Source organism: Pseudoalteromonas sp. QJM3NY_12 (genome assembly GCF_056173165.1).
The window spans coordinates 1,721,108-1,745,177 of sequence record NZ_CM149661.1; the positions used below are offsets into that span (position 1 = coordinate 1,721,108).

The 24,070-nt window shown below is 36.8% G+C and carries 25 protein-coding genes and 2 pseudogenes; 9 read left to right on the forward strand and 18 right to left on the reverse strand.

Translation table 11 applies throughout. The features are described 5' to 3' along the window. Nucleotides 1–2 precede the first annotated feature (2 nt). Together purE and AC0VZ5_RS07940 are read right to left on the reverse strand one after the other, a co-directional pair. Entirely contained in the window at nt 3–485 is a 483-nt protein-coding gene (gene purE / locus AC0VZ5_RS07935; protein WP_008114610.1) for a 5-(carboxyamino)imidazole ribonucleotide mutase, read from the reverse strand. A 153-nt stretch (nt 486–638) separates the two neighbouring features. Further along, nucleotides 639–2,225 carry an ABC-F family ATPase gene (locus AC0VZ5_RS07940; protein WP_138607347.1) on the reverse strand — a complete coding sequence of 529 codons (1,587 nt, stop codon included), beginning with the start codon at nt 2,223–2,225 and terminating at the stop codon, nt 639–641. Between the two features lie 611 nt (nt 2,226–2,836). On the opposite strand from AC0VZ5_RS07940, the gene AC0VZ5_RS07945 reads away from it, so the two are divergent. Then, nucleotides 2,837–4,045 carry a porin gene (locus tag AC0VZ5_RS07945; protein WP_475472259.1) on the forward strand — a complete coding sequence of 403 codons (1,209 nt, stop codon included), beginning with the start codon at nt 2,837–2,839 and terminating at the stop codon, nt 4,043–4,045. 98 nt (nt 4,046–4,143) lie between these two features. Here the strand turns inward: AC0VZ5_RS07945 and AC0VZ5_RS07950 are convergent, their stop codons facing one another. Beyond that, the gene (locus tag AC0VZ5_RS07950) at nt 4,144–4,326 is read right to left on the reverse strand and encodes a hypothetical protein (RefSeq protein ID WP_109874636.1); all 183 of its coding nucleotides are present in this window, start codon (nt 4,324–4,326) and stop codon (nt 4,144–4,146) included. A gap of 111 nt (nt 4,327–4,437) precedes the next feature. Here AC0VZ5_RS07950 and AC0VZ5_RS07955 point away from each other — a divergent pair, with 111 nt between their 5' ends. Further along, complete coding sequence (locus tag AC0VZ5_RS07955; protein WP_475472262.1) at nt 4,438–4,959, forward strand: TetR/AcrR family transcriptional regulator; 522 nt, start codon at nt 4,438–4,440, stop codon at nt 4,957–4,959. A gap of 367 nt (nt 4,960–5,326) precedes the next feature. Here the strand turns inward: AC0VZ5_RS07955 and AC0VZ5_RS07960 are convergent, their stop codons facing one another. Together AC0VZ5_RS07960 and AC0VZ5_RS07965 are read right to left on the reverse strand one after the other, a co-directional pair. Continuing rightward, nucleotides 5,327–6,223, reverse strand: a complete 897-nt coding sequence (locus AC0VZ5_RS07960) for an alpha/beta hydrolase (protein ID WP_475472264.1) — start codon at nt 6,221–6,223, stop codon at nt 5,327–5,329. Next, nucleotides 6,220–6,729: a GNAT family N-acetyltransferase gene (locus tag AC0VZ5_RS07965; protein WP_475472266.1), complete on the reverse strand. Its 510-nt coding sequence runs from the start codon at nt 6,727–6,729 to the stop codon at nt 6,220–6,222. The genes AC0VZ5_RS07960 and AC0VZ5_RS07965 overlap by 4 nt, the downstream gene beginning before the upstream one ends. Nucleotides 6,730–6,828: 99 nt before the next feature. On the opposite strand from AC0VZ5_RS07965, the gene AC0VZ5_RS07970 reads away from it, so the two are divergent. Next, on the forward strand, nt 6,829–7,032 hold the full coding sequence (locus AC0VZ5_RS07970) for a hypothetical protein (RefSeq protein WP_010390026.1): 204 nt from the start codon (nt 6,829–6,831) through the stop codon (nt 7,030–7,032). A gap of 501 nt (nt 7,033–7,533) precedes the next feature. On the opposite strand, the gene AC0VZ5_RS07975 is transcribed toward AC0VZ5_RS07970, so the two are convergent. Both AC0VZ5_RS07975 and AC0VZ5_RS07980 read right to left on the reverse strand, forming a co-directional pair. Then, a complete protein-coding gene (locus AC0VZ5_RS07975; protein ID WP_010390028.1) occupies nt 7,534–7,728 on the reverse strand; it encodes a CPXCG motif-containing cysteine-rich protein in 195 nt (64 codons plus the stop codon). 92 nt (nt 7,729–7,820) lie between these two features. After that, nucleotides 7,821–8,420, reverse strand: a complete 600-nt coding sequence (locus tag AC0VZ5_RS07980; protein WP_475472268.1) for a MepB family protein — start codon at nt 8,418–8,420, stop codon at nt 7,821–7,823. A gap of 124 nt (nt 8,421–8,544) precedes the next feature. On the opposite strand from AC0VZ5_RS07980, the gene msrA reads away from it, so the two are divergent. Next, on the forward strand, nt 8,545–9,141 hold the full coding sequence (msrA, locus tag AC0VZ5_RS07985) for a peptide-methionine (S)-S-oxide reductase MsrA (RefSeq protein ID WP_475472270.1): 597 nt from the start codon (nt 8,545–8,547) through the stop codon (nt 9,139–9,141). A 101-nt stretch (nt 9,142–9,242) separates the two neighbouring features. Here the strand turns inward: msrA and AC0VZ5_RS07990 are convergent, their stop codons facing one another. Then, nucleotides 9,243–9,407: a hypothetical protein gene (locus AC0VZ5_RS07990; protein ID WP_475472272.1), complete on the reverse strand. Its 165-nt coding sequence runs from the start codon at nt 9,405–9,407 to the stop codon at nt 9,243–9,245. A gap of 395 nt (nt 9,408–9,802) precedes the next feature. Here AC0VZ5_RS07990 and AC0VZ5_RS07995 point away from each other — a divergent pair, with 395 nt between their 5' ends. From AC0VZ5_RS07995 to AC0VZ5_RS08005, 3 genes and pseudogenes are all read left to right on the forward strand, one after another. Continuing rightward, nucleotides 9,803–10,684 (forward strand): LysR family transcriptional regulator, encoded by an 882-nt coding sequence (locus AC0VZ5_RS07995; RefSeq protein ID WP_475472274.1) that lies wholly within the window; start codon nt 9,803–9,805, stop codon nt 10,682–10,684. 182 nt (nt 10,685–10,866) lie between these two features. After that, nucleotides 10,867–12,323, forward strand: a pseudogene (locus tag AC0VZ5_RS08000) (aerolysin family beta-barrel pore-forming toxin). A gap of 231 nt (nt 12,324–12,554) precedes the next feature. Next, nucleotides 12,555–13,748: an acetyl-CoA C-acyltransferase family protein gene (locus AC0VZ5_RS08005; protein WP_475472275.1), complete on the forward strand. Its 1,194-nt coding sequence runs from the start codon at nt 12,555–12,557 to the stop codon at nt 13,746–13,748. 175 nt (nt 13,749–13,923) lie between these two features. Here AC0VZ5_RS08005 and AC0VZ5_RS08010 read toward each other — a convergent pair whose 3' ends face one another. The 4 genes from AC0VZ5_RS08010 to AC0VZ5_RS08025 form a co-directional block, all read right to left on the reverse strand. After that, nucleotides 13,924–14,232, reverse strand: a complete 309-nt coding sequence (locus tag AC0VZ5_RS08010) for a DUF6419 family natural product biosynthesis protein (RefSeq protein ID WP_475472276.1) — start codon at nt 14,230–14,232, stop codon at nt 13,924–13,926. 158 nt (nt 14,233–14,390) lie between these two features. Further along, complete coding sequence (locus AC0VZ5_RS08015) at nt 14,391–14,969, reverse strand: cold shock domain-containing protein (RefSeq protein WP_475472278.1); 579 nt, start codon at nt 14,967–14,969, stop codon at nt 14,391–14,393. A gap of 154 nt (nt 14,970–15,123) precedes the next feature. Continuing rightward, nucleotides 15,124–16,077: a cyclase family protein gene (locus AC0VZ5_RS08020; protein WP_138606165.1), complete on the reverse strand. Its 954-nt coding sequence runs from the start codon at nt 16,075–16,077 to the stop codon at nt 15,124–15,126. 124 nt (nt 16,078–16,201) lie between these two features. Continuing rightward, nucleotides 16,202–16,573, reverse strand: a complete 372-nt coding sequence (locus AC0VZ5_RS08025) for a hypothetical protein (RefSeq protein WP_138606163.1) — start codon at nt 16,571–16,573, stop codon at nt 16,202–16,204. Between the two features lie 725 nt (nt 16,574–17,298). Here AC0VZ5_RS08025 and AC0VZ5_RS08030 point away from each other — a divergent pair. After that, nucleotides 17,299–17,901 (forward strand): thiamine biosynthesis protein ThiC, encoded by a 603-nt coding sequence (locus AC0VZ5_RS08030; protein ID WP_475472280.1) that lies wholly within the window; start codon nt 17,299–17,301, stop codon nt 17,899–17,901. Nucleotides 17,902–18,376: 475 nt separating this feature from the next. Here AC0VZ5_RS08030 and AC0VZ5_RS08035 read toward each other — a convergent pair whose 3' ends face one another. Continuing rightward, on the reverse strand, nt 18,377–20,086 hold the full coding sequence (locus tag AC0VZ5_RS08035) for an amidohydrolase (protein WP_475472282.1): 1,710 nt from the start codon (nt 20,084–20,086) through the stop codon (nt 18,377–18,379). 144 nt (nt 20,087–20,230) lie between these two features. Here AC0VZ5_RS08035 and AC0VZ5_RS08040 point away from each other — a divergent pair, with 144 nt between their 5' ends. Further along, the gene (locus AC0VZ5_RS08040; protein ID WP_475472284.1) at nt 20,231–20,638 is read left to right on the forward strand and encodes a hypothetical protein; all 408 of its coding nucleotides are present in this window, start codon (nt 20,231–20,233) and stop codon (nt 20,636–20,638) included. Nucleotides 20,639–21,131: 493 nt separating this feature from the next. On the opposite strand, the gene AC0VZ5_RS08045 is transcribed toward AC0VZ5_RS08040, so the two are convergent. The 5 genes and pseudogenes from AC0VZ5_RS08045 to AC0VZ5_RS08065 form a co-directional block, all read right to left on the reverse strand. Further along, a complete protein-coding gene (locus AC0VZ5_RS08045; RefSeq protein WP_475472286.1) occupies nt 21,132–21,365 on the reverse strand; it encodes a hypothetical protein in 234 nt (77 codons plus the stop codon). A gap of 252 nt (nt 21,366–21,617) precedes the next feature. Further along, complete coding sequence (locus tag AC0VZ5_RS08050; RefSeq protein WP_475472288.1) at nt 21,618–21,866, reverse strand: hypothetical protein; 249 nt, start codon at nt 21,864–21,866, stop codon at nt 21,618–21,620. Between the two features lie 216 nt (nt 21,867–22,082). Continuing rightward, nucleotides 22,083–22,160, reverse strand: a pseudogene (locus tag AC0VZ5_RS08055) (transposase); the annotation flags it as partial. A gap of 170 nt (nt 22,161–22,330) precedes the next feature. Then, a complete protein-coding gene (locus tag AC0VZ5_RS08060; protein ID WP_475472290.1) occupies nt 22,331–22,564 on the reverse strand; it encodes a hypothetical protein in 234 nt (77 codons plus the stop codon). Nucleotides 22,565–22,852: 288 nt separating this feature from the next. Further along, a complete protein-coding gene (locus AC0VZ5_RS08065) occupies nt 22,853–24,010 on the reverse strand; it encodes a hypothetical protein (protein WP_475472292.1) in 1,158 nt (385 codons plus the stop codon). Nucleotides 24,011–24,070: the final 60 nt, after the last annotated feature.

Sequence of the window (24,070 nt, forward strand, 5' to 3'; positions counted from 1 at the left end):
TATTACTCTGCAGGATTTGGGTTAGCTAGAATAGTGTCGGTTTGCTCTTTACGAAACGCTTCAATTTTGGCGAAAATTTCAGGATTTTGACAGCCTAATATTTGTGCAGCCAATAAACCAGCATTAGCTGCACCTGGCTCACCAATAGCCAATGTGCCTACAGCAACGCCCTTAGGCATCTGGCAAATAGACAATAATGAATCAACACCATTTAATGCTTTTGACTTAACTGGAACGCCTAAAACTGGCAATGATGTAAACGCTGCAGCCATACCCGGTAAGTGAGCCGCCCCACCTGCGCCTGCAATAATTACTTTAATGCCACGCTCGCTTGCTGAACTTGCATAATCAGCAAGTAATTGAGGAGTGCGGTGAGCAGAAACCACTTTAGTTTCATAAGCAATGCCAAATTTTTCTAGCATCAGCGCAGCGTGTTCCATGGTTGGCCAATCTGATTTAGAACCCATAATAATGCCAACAGTCATAAATACTCCTCAGTAATGTATTTTAAAAATAGCGGACTTATGTCCGGTTTTATGGCGGGTATTATATACTTAAATACCGCAGTAATGCGACCAGCACGCAATAAAAAAGCCATGTTAAACATGGCTTTTTTTAAATGCTGAAAATACTTGCTGTTATGCTTCTTTACTCGCCAAGTATTCGCTGTAGTTTCCTCTAAAGTCGATAATTTTACCGTCTTTAATTTCCCAAATACGGGTAGCAACTGATGATACAAACTGACGGTCGTGTGACACAAACATCAAGGTACCTTCATACGCTTCAAGTGCTAAGTTAAGCGCTTCTATAGATTCCATATCCATGTGGTTAGTCGGCTCATCCATTAATAAGATATTTGGTTTATGCATCATGATTTTACCAAACAGCATACGACCTTGCTCACCACCTGAGATAACTTTTACAGATTTTTTAATATCGTTTTGTGAAAACAACATACGACCTAAGAAGCTGCGAACAACTTGCTCGTCATCGCCCTCTTGCTGCCACTGCTCCATCCACTCAAATAAGTTCATGTCTTTTTCAAACTCATCGGCATGATCTTGTGCATAATAGCCAATGTTAGCATTTTCAGACCATTTGAACTCACCGCTTTTAGGTGCTAAGCGTCCTGCTAAGGTGTTTAATAATGTTGTTTTACCCACACCATTTTCACCAATAATGGCAATACGTTCACCTACCTCAACTAAGCCTTCTAAACCTGAAAATAAAGTTTCTTCGAAGCCTTGCGATAAGCTGGTCATTTCAAGCGCGTTACGGAATAACTGTTTTTCTTGTTCAAAACGGATAAATGGCGACTGACGTGACGAAGCTTTCACTTCATCTAATTGAATTTTATCAATACGTTTTGCACGTGAAGTTGCTTGCTTTGCTTTTGAAGCATTAGCAGAAAAGCGCGATACAAACTGTTGTAGTTCAGCTATTTGGCTTTTCTTTTTGGCGTTTTCACTCAATAAACGCTCGCGAGCTTGGGTCGCTGCAAACATATATTCATCGTAGTTACCCGGGTAAATACGTAATTCACCGTAGTCAATATCGGCCATATGCGTACATACTGAGTTTAAAAAATGACGGTCATGCGAAATGATGATCATAGTACAGTCACGTTGATTTAGAACATCTTCTAACCACTTAATTGTGTAAATGTCCAAGTTATTGGTAGGCTCATCAAGCAACATGATATCAGGCTCTGAAAACAATACTTGCGCTAATAGCACACGAAGTTTAAAACCTGGTGCGATTTCAGACATAGGACCGTAATGTTGTTCAGTAGCAATACCAACGCCCAGTAATAGCTCACCCGCTTTAGACTCAGCAGAATAGCCGTCCATTTCAGCAAACTCAGTTTCAAGGTCGGCTACCTTCATGCCATCCTCTTCACTCATCTCTGGTAGGCTATAAATACGATCGCGTTCTTGTTTTATATCCCAAAGTTCTTTGTGACCCATTATTACAGTGTCGATCACAGAGTATTCTTCGTAAGCGAACTGATCTTGATTTAGTTTAGCAACACGCTCATTAGGATCTGTGCTTACATTACCCGATGATGGTTCAAGTTCACCGCTTAGAATCTTCATAAACGTTGATTTACCACAGCCATTGGCGCCAATTAAACCATAGCGGTTTGATTCACCAAATTTAGCTGAGATATTTTCAAATAATGGTTTAGCACCAAATTGCATGGTGATGTTAGCTGTACTAATAATAGCGCTACCCTCCAAGGGAGACTGAAGTATTTAAATTGCGCGCAGTTTAAACCAAATCAGCGTTTTTTTCTATGAAAGTTTATAGCATACCCTAAAGTAAACAGTGGCAATTTTTTTGCTAAATAAGGATTGGAATAGCCACAGTGGTAGACCGTGTTAAAGTAAAAAAGCTATGTAAAGTTCACTATTATTCTGTAAATGCGGTAAAAAAATGTTTAATAAAAAAAAAATTACAGTTATTGCTAATAAATAAAATTTAACGTGCTAAAACGCTATTTGGTCGCATTTTACTTTTATTAACATTTAATACGGCTATATTAACGTTTTTTATAGTATTAGAGTTTTAGCTCTACCTATGCCGATAGTAGCAACTATGAAAAAAACTCAACACTTTCTCTCCTGCATTTAAGCCTAATGTCTTATTCCAAAATTAAATAGCAGTTTATACGGCTACAAAATAAAAACAGTATTAACTTAAAGTGAACAAGCTGCGTATTTTGTATTAATTATCGTTGATAATTTTTCACTTTTGAGCCTTTTATTGCTTTGCTAGTCTGCACGACTTCGAATTTAGTAATTATAAAACGTCTTTTTTAGGCAAGGCACACACAATGAAAATAAAATTAGTATCGCTCGCGATTGCAGGTGTTTTAACAACACCGAGTGTTTCAGCAATTGAAGTATTTAAGGATGAAAAAAATACAGTCGCTATTGGCGGCTATATAGATGCGCGAGTAATTAATACTCAAGGTCAAAATGAAGTGGTTAATGGTGCCTCACGAATTAATTTTGATTTTAAACGTCAACTAAAGAACGGCTGGGAAGCAATGGCTTTAGTTGAATGGGGTGTAAACCCCGTTGGCAGTAGCGATATTGTATACAACAACCGTTTTGAATCAATTCAAGATGAATTTTTGTATAATCGTTTAGGTTATGCAGGACTTAAACACGATAAATACGGCCAAATTACTATTGGTAAACAATGGGGTGCGTGGTTTGACGTAGTATATGCAACTAACTACAGCTATGTTTGGGATGGCAATGCCGCAGGTGTATATACCTACAACAAAGACGACGGTGCTGTAAATGGTACGGGACGTGGCGATAAAACATTGCAATACCGTAATAGTTACGGTGATTTTGATTTTAGTGTACAAACTCAGTTAAAAAATAGCGCATTTTATACCTGTGATGTAAGTGATATTACAGAATCACAATGCCAGGCTAATTTTGAGTCAGGCGATACTGCGGCGCAACAAGTTGAATTTAACTATACATTTGGCGGTGCAGTAACTTATAACGTGACTGATAAGCTAAAACTGACTGCCGGTATTAACCGCGGCGAGTTTGAATTAACTTATGGCGACGGAACAACCCGTTCAGTTGACGATTTAATTTACGGTGCCGGTGTTATTTGGGGCAATATTGATGCGCCAGGTTTATATGTAGCTGCTAATATCAATAAAAACGAAAACCACGACACAGATAACATTGGTCGTTTAATTAAAGATGCAATTGGTATTGAAACGTTCGTGTCGTATCGTTTTGAAAACGATTTTAGACCATTTATTGCCTACAACTTATTTGATGCAGGTGATGACTACGTGATTCAACCAAACTTTAACGCCGATCCTAACGATGTATTTAAGCGTCAATTTGCAGTTATGGGTGTGCATTACTTAATAGATGAAAACACCCAACTTTATGTAGAAGCGCGTAAAGACTTTGGTGATTTTGAAAGTGATAATAAGCAACAGCAAGCACAAATGGAACAATCGGAAGATGACGGTATTGCTTTTGGTTTTAGATACGTTCTTTAATGGCCTGTTGAGCTTTCAAGCTTAAATTTGCAAAGTTAAACTGACTAAAGCCCTGCAAAATAGCAGGGCTTTTTTTATTGTTCTTGCAGAAGGTTTAACTACTTTCTCTTAAATGCTTTTTTTAACGCACGTGTTCCCTCTTGTGGCCCTAAAATAAGCCACAAAAACACAACCCCACCTGGGACTAAAACGGCTTTTAGGATTGGGCCGAGAATAAAAGAATAAAAATAAATAAGTGGAATAAAAAGTACATAACCAATAACACGTTTGATAAACTCCATGTATCACCTTTAGATTAATTGAGCATGCTCATAAATTTAATTGAGCGCGCTCAATTAATCAAGCGCTGATTTAAGCTCAACATCCAACAAAATTATAAAGCATTGAATACTATGAGTAAAAAAGAAAAAACACGGGATAAAATTTTAGCTTCAGCATGGGAGCTTTTCTTACTACAAGGTTATGACCACACATCAACAAGAGAAATTGCCGTTGCAGCTAATGTGGCCGTTGGTACTGTGTTTAGCCATTTTGAAAATAAAATTGATTTGCTTATGGCCGGTATGCAGCAACAAATTAAAGTTATTATCGAGCAAGCAAAGCAATCAGATACTCAGCGCCCTCCTCGATTGAAGTTACGCCACTACGCTCACCCCCTTTACTCCTTTTATTGTGAAAACACTGAATTTAGTAAATTACTAATTAGCGACATTATTTGGCGTGCTGATTTTTTTAAAGCACAAATGGATGAATTTAAAAAACTACTATTTAGTGAACAACCAGACTTTGATGAAATAAAAGCAAGTGTGATGATGGACTGTTATTTTATGACCCTGATCACCGGTTTAAACGACGAGATACCGAATGCAGAAGCCATGCTGAGACAACTGAGCAATAAAATTGCATTGTTGTAACGTCAATTATAAAAAGCTGGAGTTTAAGTATGTGTATTACTGAACCATTGATGGAAAAACCGATGTTAGCTGCAATTAAAATGTCTAACTTAGAACATCTAAATAATTACATTGTTGCTTTGTTTAATTTGGTTTTCCTGTTCCTACACAACTCACTTAATAAAACGCGTAGATATAAGTTAAAAAGAAACGGCCAATACACGCCACCAAAAACTCCCATCCCTGATAATATTTTTTAAAAATTCACCTATTGCTTAGACTTGTATAAATCAATTTAAGTATGATGTGTTCTTTAAGGTGTGTGCTCCACCAGCAGTAAAGCAATATAAATCAATGCAAACTAAATTTAATTGATCACCGTCATTAATTAATCAGAAGGCGTATTAATTTGCGAGCTCAAGAACGCCGTATAATTTAACAGTGCTTTATCGACACTAAGTGCAGGGTTTTGATTATGTTCAGCATTACTATTAATTGTACTTCCCCACTTAAGCCAGCTGTTTGGATGTTTTGCTAAACTAGTAACTAAATTATTATATGCAGCTAACATTAGGGAATGTTCTGCCCCACCAACAGTGATATATAAAAATGTTGGCTGTTTTATACTATTCACGTTTGTTTTTAAAAACGTGTCGAACCGTTTTGTCACTGTCATATCGTCATACCAAGCGGCTGGGCTAAACACAAAATAAGCATTAAATAGCTGCGGCTTACTATGTAAAGTATATAGAGTAAAGCTTCCACCTGCAGAAAAGCCTATTAACCCACGTTGACTAGTTAACTTATAATTAGCCGCTATATATGGCAGTAATTCTTGCTCTATAAAAGCTAAAAACAAATCAGCTTTCCCAAAAAGTTCAGGCGAAGTTTCATTGTTAGGTCGAGGATTTATATTAACGTCCTTCCTTGCATAAGGTGGCACAAGATCACGATTTCTAGTATCAGTAAAAAACTGATTTGGTATAGCAACTAAAATAGCCTCATTTAATGTACTTTCATGATTTAATGCTTTTAAGGCTTTATCCCAATTAGCTAGATTAAAATTACCATCTGTTTTTATAATAAGTGGATACGCTTTATTTTTGTCAAAACTATCGGGTAACCTTATAAATACTTTTCGTGACTCTTTAAGCACTTTCGAATCTAGGGTTACATCAACAAACTCTGAAACATCATTTTGATAATAGCTAAATCCAGTTATTGCAAGCCCAAATACACTAGCCGTAAGCAACATATTTAAAATAATCGCTTTTTTAATTCTCATGCGCCATCCATTTTAGTTAATTGCTTATGCCATACACCGTTATTAAGTTGCTGGTTAAATACAAAGCCAAGCTTAGTGAGTAAGTTATAACAGCGTACATTTTTACCATGAATTTCTGCGTATAGACGTTCAATGTTTAAAGAGCGATGTATCTCACTGACAAAACCTTTAAGTACTTCATGCATTAAGCCTTGTTGCCAATAAAAAGGATCAAGCTCAAAGCCCAAATAAGCAGTTTTAGTTTGGTTATTAATGTTATACAAACCACAAGTACCAATTAAGTCGCCAGACATATTATGTTCAATCGCAAGCCGAACACCTTCCCCTTGATAATAACTCGATATATCATCTTGAATTAATTGCTTAACATGCTCTTTATTTAGCGGCGTTTTATAATCGTTAAACTCATAAACGAGGGGATTATTTAAAATTGTTAATAGCGCTGCGCCATGTTTGTGGGTAATTAAACGCAAGGTAACGCGGGGTAATTTTATCGTTTTAAACATGCCTATGCCAAATAAAGTAAACGCGCTTTAAATAGCACTTTATAGAACGTCATTATTAACTTACCATATCGTATTCACAAGCATTAATTAAGATAAACTATGAGCGACAATTTTAAAGTAATACAGCCAACTACTACTGTTTACTGCCCAAAACGTGGTGAAGGTTGGACCCTTACCGGCATTACTAATATTGATGAGTTCACATCGGTTATGTTTGATGGCGTACGTTACACCTTACCAGCGAGAGAAATTGTGGAGGAGTTGCTGCCTAACCAATTAGCGCGTGAACAGCAGCAAAGCTAATCAAGTTGAATGTTATCTTAAGGCTGAAAGTATTTACAGCCTTCTGACAATTATCGCCCAAGTTTTCATTAAAACTAGAACCACTCTTTTGCTAATCAGTTACTATTCCTTTTTTTAATTTCCAAATTATCTTTTTCACTTAATTGGTGTTGCCCAGGTATTAAAATCATGATTAATATAGCAACAGAAATTAACAAAATTACTCTTAGTAGAGCTGAAGTTATAAAACCTTCTAGCATAATAACTAAAAAAACTAGCGGTACCGCAAAAAATACGCCTAAATAGCGGTGACGATTTGTGAACTCATATAATGAGCCACAACGAATACATCTATAACGAGTCGACATTAAAGATAGAATAAACCACGATAATGAAATTTTAGCATGGTATTTAAAACACTTTGGTATCATATACAACCAATATCATTAAGAAAAATTAAAGTTACTGAATTTTCAGCTTAGATTTGTGTAAAAGTTCGGTTCACCAACTTTCACTAAATATTCAAAACGCCTCATCTTCACTGTATACATTTACATTAAGTTCGTCGTTATCTTCAAATACGACAAACGAAATAGGCTTACAACACACTTGGCAGTCTTCTATGTATTGCTCATCAATATCAGCCACATCAATTAATACTTCTATGGATTCGCCACAGTAAGGGCAACTAATTGATTTTTCGGTTAACTGGTTCATATCTTACCTAATATTCGTATGACTGTATGCTCTCACTTTAGTAAACAACCCTATATAAAACAATGCTGATAAAGTGACTTAATAGTTCAAATTTAAACAGCGTTAGCTAAAATTTTGTTTAACTTAATTAAATCAACAAAGCCATATTGGTCCTGCTGTAAAAAATATTCACATTGCCAACGCTGTGTGCTTTTAGCTGCATTACTAAATACGCCTGAACCACTCAGAGCCCTACTTTCACTCCAAGGTGGAAACACCCTAAAAGCGGTTTTTCCCTTACGGTTCGTACCTGTAACTATGCCTTTTTTAACTAACAACTCAACCGGAAATATAAATAAGCCACTTTGTAAATTTGCTACTTGGTTGTTACTAGAGGTTAATCCATCACTTGAAACCGCCACTAATAAGTAGTCAAACTCATTGGTAAAAGGAATTGGCTTAGAATTACTACAATCCGCTGGGCGTTTCCATAGTGCTAAAAAAGCGCCAGGTCTGTCTGGTGTAACTTTAGCTTTTCTGTAAATTATTCGCTTATGGTTTATAGTGAATGCATACCCATGGTACTGAGCATTTTGATTATGAGGTATTAACTCATCAGCGTTTGGAAGTTTATACTCTGAGGAAACAAAGTTGTTTTGTAGAACGACTAGCAATTCATCATGCAAATTATCAGTCGTCATTAAACTTTTCATACATAGCATCCGTTTTATATAAAGTAAGTTCCCCCCCCCCCAGCCACATTGTAATGAAAGAGTTTTTAAAGTTAGCGGGTCTTACTATACAAGTATTTATTCATAACTACAGGTGATAAATTTTATGAAACACACATTAGCGCTAGCATTAACCTCTGTGGGGCTTTTGTTTAGCTCATTAACGTACGCTAAAACTGAACAAGCTATTTTAGCCGGAGGCTGTTTTTGGTGCATGGAAAGTGACTTTGAAAAACTCGAAGGTGTAACCGATGTGATCTCAGGTTTTACTGGCGGTGAAATTAAAAATCCTACTTACAATGGTAATCATCGCGGCCATTACGAAGCCGTTCTGGTTACCTACAACACTGACGTATTAAGCTATCAAGATATTTTAAACCATTACTGGGTTAACATTGATCCTTTTGACGCCAAAGGTCAGTTTTGTGATAAAGGCCCAAGCTACCGTAGCGCAATTTTTGTAGCTAATGAGCAACAACGAAAGCTAGCTCAAAAATCTAAACAAGCTGTTATTAGTGAGTTTACTAACCAAACAGTGGTAACCCCTATTCTTGATGCGAAAACCTTTTACCCGATAAAGGGCAAAGAAAGTTATCATCAAGATTACTATAAAAATAACCCTATTCGTTATAATACCTATCGCTGGCGCTGTGGCCGTGATAGCCGCCTAGAAGACATTTGGGGCGATAGAGTTACCCATTAAGTTTATTAAACCAAAAAGGCTGCAAAAAATGCAGCCTTTTTATTTATTCCCTTATCTCGCTAACTAAAAAAATTAATTTTTCAAGACGGTTAAATAGCTTTCTACAATGACGATTTCTTTTTTATAGGAAATACCATAAACGCCATTTCAAAAACAAAGCCAGCAATAATAAAAATAAATAAGCCAGTAGTGCTACCATACGAATAACACGTAATAGCGGCAAAAATTAATGCAGCTAAAATCAACCATTTTGTAAATATATTCATCTTTAATACCTTCGGTTCTGTTGATTTATCATGGCAAATTCCATTTAGGTAATCAGATCCTATGCATCATGATTATTCACCCAAAAAGTGTGTCTAGCGTAATTACTAGCTTATTGTTTGTCTATTAAAACGTTATAGTAAAATGTTACGGATTGTTTCTACTGAGTTTTTATTTTCAAAAACGCGCTATTTGTAGAATCTTTAATTACTAATACCTCAAGTAAGTACACCTTCGCTCACAATAATTTATTAAACATTCTAATACAAAGGTAAAATTTTTGTTGCCACAAAAGGGACTAATGGGTACTTTAAATAAATGATTAGTTTTATGAATCTAACCAATAATTAAGTACTAAATACGATTTTATACCTCAAATTTATACAGGAGATTTACCTTGCTTGATATCATCGCGCTTTTTATAAAAGTAAATGATTACAAAACATTTAATGAAGCGTCAGTAAAGTTAAATATTCCTTTGCCCACCTTACAAAGAAAAATAAAAAAACTTGAAGAAGACTTATCTTTAGCGTTGTTTTATCGTGAAAAAGGAAGTTTGCGATTAACTGAGCCTGGAAAAAGCTTTTATAGCCATTCCTTAGCTCACGTAGAGGGTTTACAAAGTACGCTGTGCAATTTTAAGAACTCTAGTGAAAATGAAGTGAGTAAAATTAAATTAATAGCGCCACAAAACTTTATAAAAAGTGTCTACTTCTCAGGCGTTATAAATCAATTCACCCTACTTTATCCAAATATTAAGATTCATATGATGCTATCAGATGAACGTCTTGATTTAAAAGCCACCGAGTTTGATTTAGCTATTAGAATTGGAAAATTAGATAGCTCACAAAATATATGTAAAGTCATTAACCAAATGAGCTTTGTTTTAGCTTGCTCATCGAGTTTAATTAAGCAATATGGTATGCCAAGTAATTTTAACGATTTGGCTGAACTCCCCCACATATCGTGCTCGCCATTCGAAAATTGGTCTTTTAAAGCAAATAAAAATGAGAAGGTTATTTTTAAACCTCAACCTAACTTTATTTCTAACGATATAGAAATGTGTGCCTTAGCTGCTATTGAAGGAAGAGGTGTTTATTATGGCCCAAAATATTGTTTATTACCTTATATAAAAGATGAAAGCTTGGTTGAAGTATTAACACAGTACACACCCGTTAAGCGAGATGTAAACCTAATATGGCCTGATAAACTAATCCCAAAAAGTACACGCTATCTAATCGATTTTTTAGAGTACTCTCTCAAGGGGATAAAAATGTAGCTACAACAGCACTATTGCCTTAATGATTTTTTGTAATATTTAAGCAACTAATATTTTTGAAAAATCAACTTTCATTTAACACTCTATAAAAATATAGCGAGTTCTTTAGAATCAAAATCGGTCCAAAATTAGATTATTTAATTAGGGCCTAATTAAAATATGATTTTAAAGGATGTAACTTAATGAAAAAAATAATACCTCTATTGCTGTTGTCACACACAAGTTTTGTAAATGCTAATACAACTGCAATTTATCCAGATCAACTTAAAAATGAAAGCTTAGGTGCAGGAGTATGCTCAGCTGATAATAGATTAATTACAAAAGCTGAAGCGCAAACTTACAGAAACGACCTTGTAAACAAAATGGGGAAGTGGCAAATAACGGGATTGGCTAACGGCTGGGTCATTATGGGCTCTGGTTACGCAGGTGAAATCAAACAAGGGACTGCTGCAAATTCTTGGTGCTACCCTACCGATCCCATTAATGAAATACCTACATTAAGTCCAGTAAAAGTATCGCCTGGCAGTCAAAGCCAAATTGAATGGGACTTAGTAAATCAAAAAGAGGGTTTTATAAAACCCCTTTCATACCTTGCTCATACAATGGGATTTGCGTGGGTTGGTGGAAATCGCTCAAGCTATGTTGGTGATGACATGGAGGTGACCAAAACGGGCTCAGGATGGAAAATACAAGGTTACAACGGTGGCAGTTGTGATGGTTACCGATGTGGTGAAAAGTCAGCTATTACTGTATCTAACTTTGAATATGTGATGGATAACGAATCATATAAAATAACTGGTGATATTGTTGCTGCCGACAAAGAACTCATTAAAACGCTAACAGTCCCTGCAGTAAATGACACGTCAGCAGCTCAAATGTCAGTCGTTACAATTGAATACGATGCAGCTACTAATTGGTCTAAAACAAATGACTACAGTATTTCTGAGTCTGTTACCTTATCTAATACATGGAAGTCTCCCTCTGTAACTGGTGGCTCAGACACTTCGTTATCGGTTACAATAGCAGCGGAGCAAGCATGGGGAACAAGTAATGGCGGCTCTGAAGCTGAGCGAGTTGTGGTACAAGCAAGAACCAATGTGCCAGCATTCACGAAGCTTAATGCAAAGGTCGATTTGTTTAAATCATCAATATCGTATCCTTATTCATTCGATGCTGATATTACCTACGATCTATCTATAAATGGCTTTATGCGGTGGGGAGGCAATGCTTTATTAAGCCACCCAGAAAATAGACCTAATGACACCGCTAATTTTGTAGTTGGCCGCTGGGCAGGCCAAGATAAGAGCATTGAATATCAATGGGAACACCGTTATATACAGGTGAGAATAAAAAGTGGGATTGGCCTTGGATGATACAACAAACAAGCTTATCAACAATGCAATACTATTTAAGCCATGTTTTAAGACCTAAGAAAACAACCCTAACTGGTCACTTTTATGCACAAAGCCAATTTGCTGGTAGCGTTTATTTTGGTGATGAAACCCCACTTGTCACTAACCAAAGAAGTAAGCGAAGTGTTTCAGCTAGTGATTATTCAAGTGCAGAAAAGTTAAAAAAAGAGTTTGAAGATGCTGGTTTTAAAAATGTAGTTGTTAATATTGAAATGATTGATTTATAAATCCCCGTGGGCTCTCATAACGAGAGCCCTATTTTATTAATTTACACAAAAATATAATTATCACTCACCTCTTTTACTATTCACTTTATTAAAAAACACATAAAGCAGAACCAACCTCGCCTTTAGTTTATTTAAACGTTATGCTTTGATGCACTAATAAAAGGTTTAACCTATTGAGTCTATTATCTAGATTTCAGTACAACATGAATATAAAAATAATAAGTGAACACAATGACACAAAATACAAACAACAGCGTAGTAATTTTAAGTGCTGTACGCACAGCAATTGGTGGATTTGGTGGTAGCCTTAAATATTTTAGCCCCGCTGAGCTTGGCACACTGTGCGCAAAAGAAGCACTAACCAGATCTCAGCTTACCCCTGACCAAATTGGCTCATGTGTGGTAGGCAAAGTTATTCATAACGGCTCTAAAGACGCATACCTTTCAAGAATCATTGGGCTAGATGCGGGTTTACCTATAAGCAGCCACGCTGTAACGCTTAATCGTTTATGTGGTTCTGGGCTTGAAGCAATCATACAAGCGGCACAACAAATTCAATTAGGTGATGTAGATGCAGCCCTTGCTGGCGGAGCAGAAAGCATGAGTAGCTCTGCCTACACCCTCGAAAGTAACCGCTGGGGGCAAAAAATGGGTAATAGTACCATGGTTGATGAGCTTACCACGACCTTACAAGACCCATGGGATAATAACCCTATGGGAATAACTGCTGAAAACATCGCAGAAAAATATTCAATTAGCCGTCAGCAGCAAGATGAGTACGCAGCAAACAGCCATAATAAAGCAGCTAATGCCATTAGTGCAGGCCACTTTAAAGAGCAGATTGTGCCAATAGAAATCAAGTCGCGAAAAGGGACGCATATTTTTGACACCGACGAACATGTTCGCGCCGATACCACAGTCGATAAACTTGCAACTTTAAAGCCCTACTTTAAAAAAGATGGAACAGTTACCGCAGCAAGCTCATCCGGTATAAACGATGGTGCAGCCATGTTGGTACTTATGTCAGAGCAAAAAGCTAATGAGCAGGGCTTAAAACCGCTCGCTCGTTTAGTGGGTTATGCCAGAGCCGGCGTTGATCCTACTTTAATGGGTATCGGCCCTATTCCTGCAGTACAGCAGGTATTTGAAAAAACGGGTTTAACTATTGACGATATGGATGTGATTGAGTCTAACGAGGCCTTTGCAGTACAAGCACTGTGCGTTGCTAACGAGTTAAACTTTCCTGCGCATAAGTTAAACCCGAATGGCGGCGCAATTGCCTTAGGCCACCCTGTTGGCGCAACGGGCGCCATACTAACCACCAAATGCTTGTATGAGCTTAAACGTATCAATGGTAAATATGGTTTAGTCACAATGTGTATTGGTGGCGGGCAAGGCATTGCAGCTATTTTTGAGGTGCTTTAGTTTTTGACCTCATTAGGTTTAAACATAAGGGCTTAATTCACTGGGAGAACTAACAGACGCTTTGCTTTTAGAGGAAAAAAATGTGAAAGGCTATCTTCACGAAGGGAGCAAAGCGCTGCTACACCTTATGGGTCAATAACAAACGCTTTACTTCAAAGCTCAGCAAGCCATTCGTCTACAAAACGTGTTTTGAAATTAATTTTCTTACGCCTAATAAAACACCACCAAATGAGATTAAAAATAATATTGGCAAAAACAGTAACATTTGTGTGTTTTCTATATTTATAGCTGGGCTGCCAATAACTGCAAGCGTATTAATTAACAGCAGTATTAAACTTGATTGCAGGTAACCCTTGTAACCTATAGCCCCTGCAAACAACAGCATAATAAATGAACCTGATATTGCCGGCGTAAAAGGTGCGGCGGCGAGTAACATGCAAACAAACGAAAATATGACAGCACATCCAATTATTACTTTAAACATAACAACCTCCATGGTAAATGGCTTTTAACCCACATAACTTTAAATACCTTACCGACATTTTAATCCACCAGCTATTTATAACCGTATTATTAAAAATCGTATTCCACCTAACAGGCTTAAACAAAATTTTTGGTTTATTAATAACCCCAATATAAAAACTACTTATTCCCAAACTGCCGTTCACAGGGCTCACCATCTCTATCACCGTCCATTTTGGTATTGGGGCAATGTTGAATAAAAAATAACGCCTCTGCATACGAGGTCATTTGGCTACAATGTTGGCGGCCATCACAGCGAAATACTTGCTGTGATTTATTAAGTGAGCTTGAACTAGCGGGCATAAATGATTCTATATTAGCGTTAGTGACTACAGGTGTTTGCTTGGTATTTAAAAAACCGGTTTTATAAACACTAAAACCAATACTAAAAATAATCCCAAACGTTATAAGTTTCATTAAAGGTGAGTTCTTACCTGAGGTTTTGCTTATTCTAAACGGCCTTGTTGAAGCCTTTATTTGTGGTTGTGCTAATACGCCCTCAATACGGCAATTTACTGCTTTGGTTTTACCGTTAGGCTCAGTCGCAACCTCAAAATAGATAATGTCACCCACTTTAGGTTTACGGCTCATATGTTTGAGCGATGATATATGTATAAAGGTATCGTGTTGCAGTGTGGTTGATTTAATAAAGCCAAAGCCTTTATCGTCATTCCACGATTTTAATAATCCTTTATTCATCCTTGAATCATCCATTTAATAGCTGTTAATTTTACAGCCTGTGCTTTTATCATGATAAAGAAAAATACTCTTTGTGTATGTTTCTTATTTCAAAAAACGACACTACTGTATATAAAAACAGTGAAAATCATTAACTCTACCCTTTATTCAATTATTAGTTACTTGTAAGTGCGAATACTCGTAATGCCGAGCCAGTACCGCCACGTATTTTAAGCGGAGGCACAATGGCAATAAACTCATAGACTTTTTCTTTTGCTAGCTCCTCAAGGAACAAGTTTTCTATTATGTAAATACCGTTATCTGCCAATAACATCATATGTACAGGAAAAACCTGAAATGAGGGTTCTGTGGCAATGGGTGGGCGTTTTTCAAAGGTAAGGGTGTCATTACCCACAACACTTACACCAGCCTTTATTAAAAACTGTGCACCACTTACACCAACACCTGCAGAATGATCTGCAATATATTGCTGTGGGTTATTAGCAAAGTATTGCCCCCAGCCCGTTCTAATAAACACGGTATCGCCTTTTTTAATTTTTACCCCTTGCGATTTTGCTGTTCTTTTTAAATGTAATGCCGTTATATCAAAACCAGCAGCTAGTGGCGTATTATCACCATTAATAAAGCGTGCCACATCAAGTAACACAGTTCGGTTACTCAATAAGTTTACAGGATAATGATCAATTCCTAAGTCACTCCCTACACCACTGCGCCCTATTCCTCTGCGATCATTGGTCGCTTGCGCCGCATCTACTCCACCATACAGTAAACCATCTCGACCAATATGACCTAACGCATCGATAGTAGGACCTCCATGATGACCACTCCATTGCATTATTTCTGATGTGAATGAGAGCTGATTGTTATCACCAAATGTACCACGCGTATCAGCATGAGTTGCATTAAGTGCCATTGAGTATTTTGGATTAACAGACGCTATTGGGGAATTTTCATCCCAATTATGAGACAAATCATAAGTTTTGGCTTGACTGACAAGAGTAATAAACTTTTCAGTTTGCTTAGATTTACTTAATTCTTTGCTATTGCTCGCTAAACTCGAACAACTAATTAGCAAAAACATAAACAATATCAACATTGCCTGTTTCATCGTATCTCCTTATTTTTATATGTTTAACACACCATCTAAAAAAATAGCGACTAAAATAAGCCGCTACATACATTCACACAATAAATATTAATCTATATTGTTCTTCTATTATAAGCGATGATTACTAATGGCCTGTTTCATAACTCATACGAGAAGTATTTGTCGTTTCATAGGTCCCATCTTTATACAAAATTAAAGCAGATGCACTATAGCTTCTGTAAGCTCTTACAGTCATATTACACGATGTACCGCCTGTGCAAGATGCATCGCCTTGCCAAATAACTTTGTTAATCGGTTTTGAAATATTCTGTAAATAGTACTTCCCTGTTGTTTGGTTACCAAAACTAAAATCTATGGTAAAGCAGTTTGATCTTCCGTTCATCGAGTTTCCACCTGAACCATTTGGATATACATCGCAAACTAGATCAGTTGCAAAAGCAGAGTTAGCTGTAAGCGCAGCACCACAAATAAATAGTGTTTTTAGTATGTTTTTCATTTTTAATCCTTAAATTTGATTATTATTCGCTCAACCGAGCATTTAAAAATTAGCATATGAAATTAAAAAGTAAACAAAAAAGGTACAAATATTTACAAAAAATTAACCGTTAGAAGTTTTATAAATTTTCGTTAAATCGCTATGGCAGTATAAAACTGGGTTTATGCCTTACATTTAGTTTTGTAAGTCATAGCTATAGTTAATTACTATTCTATTGGTTCTTTTATAACCTATGTATAAAAAACTGTGTATCCGTATATCTCACCTTTCCAAAAGCTAAAAGTTCTGTTTATTTAACAAGTTCAGGTGTCTAATTTATTTCAACTTAAATGAAATAATTAAATAGTTTCACCTGTCTTGTATCTTGAGGACCTGTTGATCTTTCAGACTTAAAATTTGTTCAATCTAAGGGGGATTTAATCGCGGTGTGAGATTGTAACCTAGTGGGCTAAGTATAAACCGAGTAACAATGAATAAATTTCCCAGAGGAAGACCCCTTCGGTCAACGCTTATTTGGTATTTATACTAGGTTATCGCCTATTTATGGTGAATAACCACACCACATAGGCCTTGCTAAAAGATCAAATAGACTGTTGCAAATTTAACCTGTAAAGATAAACAGACCCAAGAGTGAACGCTAATTATATAAAGTTTCATATGTTTTGTATTTTCAAAGCTATTGCATCTTTTTAAAGCGTTAAATATAAAATTATAAGAGGTATATAATGGAGTTTACGAATAAACGCACCATCCTAATTTCAGCATCTTTATTGTTGGTATTGGCTATATCACAGGCTATTTTTTCAGCCCTTTACAGTGCTGAAATTAGCTTTTCAAGGCAGTTGGCTTGGGGACTAGAAGCTCTGGTATTTACTTTGCTCGTTGCTTTTGCAGGTTCAGCTATGGTGCAAGCAAAAAACGCTCAACTAGGATGGTCGGCTATTACGTTTAGCGCGGTACTTAACATAGTTCAAGTGAGTATTGGCCTTACGTTATTTTCAACCTTTGGCAAAGTTGCAGGCTCAGTAGAAGGAGCACAACCTTTAATTAATGGCGTGGTTGCTTTGTCATTCATGATTTACTACGCAGCCAAAGTATTATTAGGATTAGCGGCACTTGTTTTTGGACTGTCTTATATAGCCAAAGGCGGTAAAGCATTAGGAGGGCTTACAGCTTTTGTAGGCGTGGTTGCAATGTTAGCCAATGCCATTTTAATTACTTTTGGACGTGATGGATTTCTGCCATCAGGTGTTGCAGGTGCCTCAGGTATGATTGCAACATTACTTTTAGCGATATGTTTGATAAGTCTTAACCGTAGAAAAGGTTAAGCCTGACTATCACAAATTGATGTACTCTTTTAAATAAAGTGTAAACATTGGCGGATATGAGCGGATATTAAATGTTAATCCGTCAGTGTTTTACTTTTTAAGCATTGCAAATAATACATATACTACCCTAATAACGGTGCAAAGGTAGCTACACCTAAAATAATTAACAATGGGCACACAACTAGCATAAACCAAATACGTTTAATTCCTTTAATAATTAATACCTTTCATAAAAACTTCCTTTTACCTTAAATTTAACTCAGAGATTAATTAGCCAGTGAGCCACCCGCATTTTATTTTAAAAGCAGCTTATAAGATTGCCGCATGAGTTTGATGTCTGAAGTCAAGATTTGATCCCTTTGGTTAATATTCATTAAATCTCAAACTTCACTGTTGCACCTCAAGGCTGAGGTTTAATACGACGGCGACTAAAGCCGTCGTATAGTTAAGCGTTAAAATTGTTTCATGTTGTATATCAATTTGAATATACAACATGACCTTCTTTAATGCTTTGCACTATTTTTATATCCTTAATAGTAAGTGGTTCCACTTTTAAAGGGTTGTTACTTAAAATGACGAAATCCGCGAGTTTTCCCTCAGCTAGCGTACCTTTACTTGCTTCTTCAAAGTATTGAATAGCAGCCCATTGCGTTAATGTTTTTAACCCTTCATAAGGCGTTAAACGTTGATCCGGCCCCAATACTTTACCCGAACGCGTAATACGATTAACCGTTGCATCGAGCACTCGCATTGAATTTGGAAATGTCACAGGGGCATCATGGTGAGAAGTAACCGTTAAACCAGCCTCAACTACATCTCGTGATGGCGAAATATAATCTGCCCTTGGGTGCCCCAAAACAGACTCTACATGCCAATCGCCCCAGTAAAAAGTGTGCATAGGAAACAACGATGGGAGGATCCCTAAATCGACTAAATCCGGGATTTGATCTTTACGTAAAGTCTGGCCGTGAATCATCACGCTACGGTGATCATCATACCCATAACTTTTTTTAGCCACTTTAATAGCTTTAATATATTGGTCAATCGCTGCATCACCATTGGTGTGAGCAATAATCTGCCATTTGTTTTTAAACGCCGTGTTTATATGTTTAATGGCCACCTCATCACTCATGATAGGATAACCTTTATAGTCCAGCGGTTTACCCTCAGGCGGCGTATGATAATGTGATGATAACCAAGCCGTTTTTCCTTGTGGTGAACCATCTAAAGTTAATTTAACACCCCCTATTCGGTATCGATTAACATAACTGCGGTCGGAGTTATAAAATTCGGGTTTAACAGCTGACTTATTCCAAACAATGTCAGGGTATGAAACAACATCAATGAATAGCGATTTTTCAAGAGCTGCTCTTTCTAATGCCGAAGTCGCATCCGCTGTTGTGCGGCCATCTTGAGCTGTTAAATATCCATTTTTAGCATACTCCAGCTGAGCAAGCTCAATGGACCTTTGCTGTACTTCAGCATCGGATTTAGTGGCAACAATAGGCAATAATAGATTAAAAAAAGCCGCTTCTTCAAGCACGCCATTAGGACTATTGTCGGCCAAGCGCCTAATTACACCGCCTTTGGGGTCTTTGGTATCCTTTGTGTAGCCACCCACTTCTAGAGCTTTTGAATTGACACTTGCTAGATGACCCGATTGATGCATTATAAGCACTGGGTATTTAGACGAAATTTTATCTAGAACATCTTTAGTGGGATGTTGTTTTTCGCTAAGCTGCGAATCGTCATACCCATTAGCTAACACCCAACCAAATTTTCCGATAATGAATTTCCCTTCAGCAGACTTCATCCACTTTTTGGTTGTTGTCACTAAACTATTAAAATTTGCACCGGGGCCATCGGGAGGAGGTAATAAATTTGCCAATTGCGCAATTAAACCCGTATTGTACATATGGCTATGGGCATCCAAAAAACCGGGTAAAAGTGTTCTCCCTTGAAGGTCTTTGTTTTGTAGATTGTCAAACTTTTCTCTGGCTTTCGCTAAGCTGCCAAGGTAAACAATCCGCCCTTCTGACTCAACTAAAGCTTCCTCATAATGCGGCTTTTCTCCTTCCATAGTGAGGATATCTCCGCCGTAATATAAAACCGGCTCAGCTGCTAGCGCGCTTGTTCCAAAACAAAATAATACTGATGGTAATAAAAAACGTAATCGCTTTGTCATTTTATCTTCCCTGTAAATATAGCTGTGATAAATTTAGCACATGATGTTTTAAACAAAAACATAAAGTGACACCCATAATTAATATATTAAAGCATCTCGTTTTAAATTAGTTAGTCCATTCAAAATACACAGTTAGGTAACGTGATGAGCGGATTCTCAGCTTTATCACAAGCATCAGGAGGTTCAGCTATGAAAATACCTCAGTGTGAATCTCCTATTCTCACTATGAAGTCAGATAAATCAGTTAGCGGATGGAGTGAAAGAACAACGTTCTTCATATGTGCTGTTCAATATCAAACAGGTTATCAAGTTGATGTATACTCCACATTCGAACAACAGTCTGGGGGGATCTCTGTCAATCAACTTAGTCAAAGCTTAGTTCGCTCAGTAGTTGGTGATACTAGCCAAAATATACCAAAAACTATGGCTCGATTAAAAGACTCACTCGCAGAACTAAATACTGAAACAAAAATAATCGACAGCTATATTCCAAGCAAATGGAAAGGTTTATTTGCAGACGATAGAAAGTCTTTAGAAGCTGAAACAGAGTAAATAATTTCACTAAATCAAAGTTCTTTCAAATAATGGAGTGATTAAGTACTCCATTATTTTTTTAAACTAATAACTACTCTAGCAAAATAATGAAGGATTTATCTGTGTGGCATAAGTTTTTCTTTGGTGAGTAAAATCGACTTCCATCATGATGATTTCTTTTTTATAGGAAACACCTTAAACCAAAACGCCATTTCAAAAACAAAGCCCGCAATAATAAAAAAAATAAGCCAGTGTGCTACCATACGAATAACAAGCAATAGCGGCAATAATTAATGCAGCTAAAATCAACCATTTTATAAATACATTCATCTCTGTGTGGTTGATTTAATAAAGCCAAAGCCTTTATCGTCATTCTACGATTTTAATAATCCTTTGTTCATCCTTGAATCGTCCATTTAATAGCTGTTAATTTTACACCCGTTTTAAAAGAGGCTCAAAACCAAGCAAACCTAGCGAGCCCACCAACAACCGTAGTTTCCTTATTAACCCCTCATTTTGCAAAAAAGCGTATTTTTGCTTCTTTTAATGTGCTTAAAAATACAGAAAACGCACAAATTCCGCCCCCCATAAATGCAATTTGAAAACTAGATAGCGAAGAAAAACTAAATTGCTGAGAATACATGTACTGCCCTAATAACTGTGCAAAGGTAGCCACACCTAAAATAATTAACAATGGGCACACAAATAGCGTAAACCAAAACCAAAAACGTCTAATACCTTTCATAAAAACTTCCTTTTACTTTAAATTTAACTTAGAAATTAATTATATAGTGAGCCACCAGCATTTTATTTTAAAAACAGCTTATAAGATTGCCGCATGAATTTGATGTCTGAAGTCAAGATTTGACCCCTTTGGTTGAAGTCAAGATTTGACCCCATTTGTTTTTAAGCGCCCAACAGTTTGCTAAAATGTGAAACGAAGTGGAACCGAGCAAACTGTGACGAGCCCGACTTGAAAACCCTTGTTATGTTTACACTACTTCCATGGAATCCACGATTTTGGTGCATGACCTGTTACCGCAACTTTTAAAAACAATAGGAAGCAATAAGGAGCTGATAACATACCGAATACAGCCCCAAAATCTAAGTTGTCAAAACTGACATTACCACGTTCAAAAAATGAAAATAACAAGCTATAGAAGGCAATAAGCCCACAGATAATAAATATTATTGCCAAAATTCTAATAAACAAACTAACTTTTTCACCGTTCCATGGTGCTTCCATAAAACCTCCTTGTAAACATAACGAGCTTGTAGATTTACTCGTTTCAAAATTATTTTTATTAATGAATCAACATTAGCCGAGTTCCTACTTTGGTTCAATAAGTTATCGCTTTACTTAAAATATAAAAAATGAATTTACGGTTGTTTTAATGGCTATTTTAGAGGGAATTACAGGTGCTTGAGTCGCCATATTTCGGCTTAAAAAGGCTCCCCTTTTTTAATGCAGCCTGTTTTGCAGCTTTTCAATGTTATAAACAAGACAGTACAGTTGCCATTGCGCATTCACTTTCGTTTGCCATTTCTTTGAAAAGCTTTTGATGTCTGAAGTCAAGATTTGACCCCATTTGGTTTCTTAAAATATAAAAAGAGGGTTTGCTGTTGTTTGAATTGGCGTTTTGGAAGGTATCACAAGTGTTTAAGTGGCTTATTTGCAGAGGTACGAGATCCCCTTTTTTCTATTAACCCTCACTTTGCAAAAAAGCGTATTTTTACCTCTTTTAACGTGCTTAAAAATACAGAAAAAGCACAAAAACCACCACCAATAAATGCAATTTGAAAGCTAGACAGCGACGAAAAACTAAATTGCTCAGAATACATGTATTGCCCTAATAACTGTGCAAAGGTAGCTACACCTAAAATAATCAACAATGGGCACACAACTAGCGTAAACCAAAACCAAAAACGTCTAATACCTTTCATAAAAACTTCCTTTTACTTTAAATTTAACTTAGAAATTAATTATATAGTGAGCCACCAGCATTTTATTTTAAAAACAGCTTATAAGATTGCCGCATGAGTTTGATGTCTAAAGTCAAGATTTGACCCCATTTGTTTCCATTTGTTTACTTTAAATTTAACTTAGAGATTAATTAGCTTATAAGCTACCAGCATTTTAAAAGCCGCATATAAGGTTGCCACATGAGTTTGATGTCTGAAGTCAAGATTTGACCCCATTTGGTTTTTACTAAGTCCGCATGCTTTATCTTGTTAGCCATTTGATGGTGCTGGAACCCAAGTTAAATTCAAATCAACATGGAATTCGTTGGGCTTTATTTTTGCTTGGTCGGCTATATTCACAACATTGGAGCCTGTATCAATTACGAGCTGTTCACCATTTTTAAATTGAATGAATAGCGCTTCACTTTGGTGAATCAGTTCGTGATCCTCTCGCAAGCCAAACCACACTTTTTCAACTGTTTTACCAACCATTTGGGTAGCTTGGCAGATCGAGTAATTGGATTCTATGCCGCCATCAACAATCTTTGGTAAATACTGCATAATCTCCTGCCTTCTTAGTTCATGTGTTGCAGAAACAGTGAACTCTTGCTCGATAAGTTTTAGCAACAGTTCAAATGACTCGACGGCCTGCTCTAAATCACGATTAAAGAGGCCGAAGGCATCACATGCTTTTGCAGAACTTCTTACACCGTGACTACTATTGCCACGCTCAGTGCTTATTAGACTTAAAACTTTGTACAACTGAGATTCTTTATCGAACTCTGTGAATACATGACGCAACAAAGTCGGTGGTTTCATATTCGCTGCTTCAAGTATATTTTTTTGACGCTTTTCAGCCAGAGCGAGTAGACATTTTTTAGACAGACCATCAACGAGAAAACCGTATAAATTCTTATGTGAATCTTCATAAGCGTAAGTATTCTGAGAACAAGGGTATGTAACAGAACTATTTGGGACTTTGGAATATAGGGGATGCCCAGTGAGAGCTTTACAGCAAGCATTGATTTTCTCGATTACTGCTGTAAGCCGCTTTCTTGCCCCATTTTTTACTCCCCAGCTACCCTGAATATTTCTATCAAACCACATGGTAAACCGCTCGTCTGAATCCGCTAAAGTATCATTTTTAACAATAAATGGTGACCATTTCTTTTGCTCTAAGGGCGCAGCATTAGCCAAGTCTGGGATGAAAACAGCCAAGCAGAGTCCTCCATCAGACTTTGCGTGATACCCGAATCTAATACGGATGGACTCATCACGCTTCCCAGAAGTATCAAGTTCCTCAAAATATTCTGCGGAGGTTTTTAGCTCACCTTCAAAGTAGTCAGTTTCTATGGTGTATTTATGAGGGTTCGAACTATATAGAGATAGAACATCTGCCTCAAAATATCCGATGACTATCTGTGTCATGATTTCTCCGTGATGGTTAACGCCCACGTTAATGGGCGGATAATGCTTGGCTATAATCGT

Bases quoted from the DNA above. Each gene is read 5' to 3' on its own strand.
- purE (WP_008114610.1), bottom strand. From the start codon at position 485: ATGACTGTTGGCATTATTATGGGTTCTAAATCAGATTGGCCAACCATG.
- AC0VZ5_RS07945 (WP_475472259.1), top strand. From the start codon at position 2,837: ATGAAAATAAAATTAGTATCGCTCGCGATTGCAGGTGTTTTAACAACA.
- AC0VZ5_RS07950 (WP_109874636.1), bottom strand. From the start codon at position 4,326: ATGGAGTTTATCAAACGTGTTATTGGTTATGTACTTTTTATTCCACTT.
- AC0VZ5_RS07955 (WP_475472262.1), top strand. From the start codon at position 4,438: ATGAGTAAAAAAGAAAAAACACGGGATAAAATTTTAGCTTCAGCATGG.
- AC0VZ5_RS07960 (WP_475472264.1), bottom strand. From the start codon at position 6,223: ATGAGAATTAAAAAAGCGATTATTTTAAATATGTTGCTTACGGCTAGT.
- AC0VZ5_RS07965 (WP_475472266.1), bottom strand. From the start codon at position 6,729: ATGTTTAAAACGATAAAATTACCCCGCGTTACCTTGCGTTTAATTACC.
- AC0VZ5_RS07970 (WP_010390026.1), top strand. From the start codon at position 6,829: ATGAGCGACAATTTTAAAGTAATACAGCCAACTACTACTGTTTACTGC.
- AC0VZ5_RS07975 (WP_010390028.1), bottom strand. From the start codon at position 7,728: ATGAACCAGTTAACCGAAAAATCAATTAGTTGCCCTTACTGTGGCGAA.
- AC0VZ5_RS07980 (WP_475472268.1), bottom strand. From the start codon at position 8,420: ATGAAAAGTTTAATGACGACTGATAATTTGCATGATGAATTGCTAGTC.
- msrA (WP_475472270.1), top strand. From the start codon at position 8,545: ATGAAACACACATTAGCGCTAGCATTAACCTCTGTGGGGCTTTTGTTT.
- AC0VZ5_RS07990 (WP_475472272.1), bottom strand. From the start codon at position 9,407: ATGAATATATTTACAAAATGGTTGATTTTAGCTGCATTAATTTTTGCC.
- AC0VZ5_RS08005 (WP_475472275.1), top strand. From the start codon at position 12,555: ATGACACAAAATACAAACAACAGCGTAGTAATTTTAAGTGCTGTACGC.
- AC0VZ5_RS08010 (WP_475472276.1), bottom strand. From the start codon at position 14,232: ATGTTTAAAGTAATAATTGGATGTGCTGTCATATTTTCGTTTGTTTGC.
- AC0VZ5_RS08015 (WP_475472278.1), bottom strand. From the start codon at position 14,969: ATGAATAAAGGATTATTAAAATCGTGGAATGACGATAAAGGCTTTGGC.
- AC0VZ5_RS08020 (WP_138606165.1), bottom strand. From the start codon at position 16,077: ATGAAACAGGCAATGTTGATATTGTTTATGTTTTTGCTAATTAGTTGT.
- AC0VZ5_RS08025 (WP_138606163.1), bottom strand. From the start codon at position 16,573: ATGAAAAACATACTAAAAACACTATTTATTTGTGGTGCTGCGCTTACA.
- AC0VZ5_RS08030 (WP_475472280.1), top strand. From the start codon at position 17,299: ATGGAGTTTACGAATAAACGCACCATCCTAATTTCAGCATCTTTATTG.
- AC0VZ5_RS08035 (WP_475472282.1), bottom strand. From the start codon at position 20,086: ATGACAAAGCGATTACGTTTTTTATTACCATCAGTATTATTTTGTTTT.
- AC0VZ5_RS08040 (WP_475472284.1), top strand. From the start codon at position 20,231: ATGAGCGGATTCTCAGCTTTATCACAAGCATCAGGAGGTTCAGCTATG.
- AC0VZ5_RS08045 (WP_475472286.1), bottom strand. From the start codon at position 21,365: ATGAAAGGTATTAGACGTTTTTGGTTTTGGTTTACGCTATTTGTGTGC.
- AC0VZ5_RS08050 (WP_475472288.1), bottom strand. From the start codon at position 21,866: ATGGAAGCACCATGGAACGGTGAAAAAGTTAGTTTGTTTATTAGAATT.
- AC0VZ5_RS08060 (WP_475472290.1), bottom strand. From the start codon at position 22,564: ATGAAAGGTATTAGACGTTTTTGGTTTTGGTTTACGCTAGTTGTGTGC.
- AC0VZ5_RS08065 (WP_475472292.1), bottom strand. From the start codon at position 24,010: ATGACACAGATAGTCATCGGATATTTTGAGGCAGATGTTCTATCTCTA.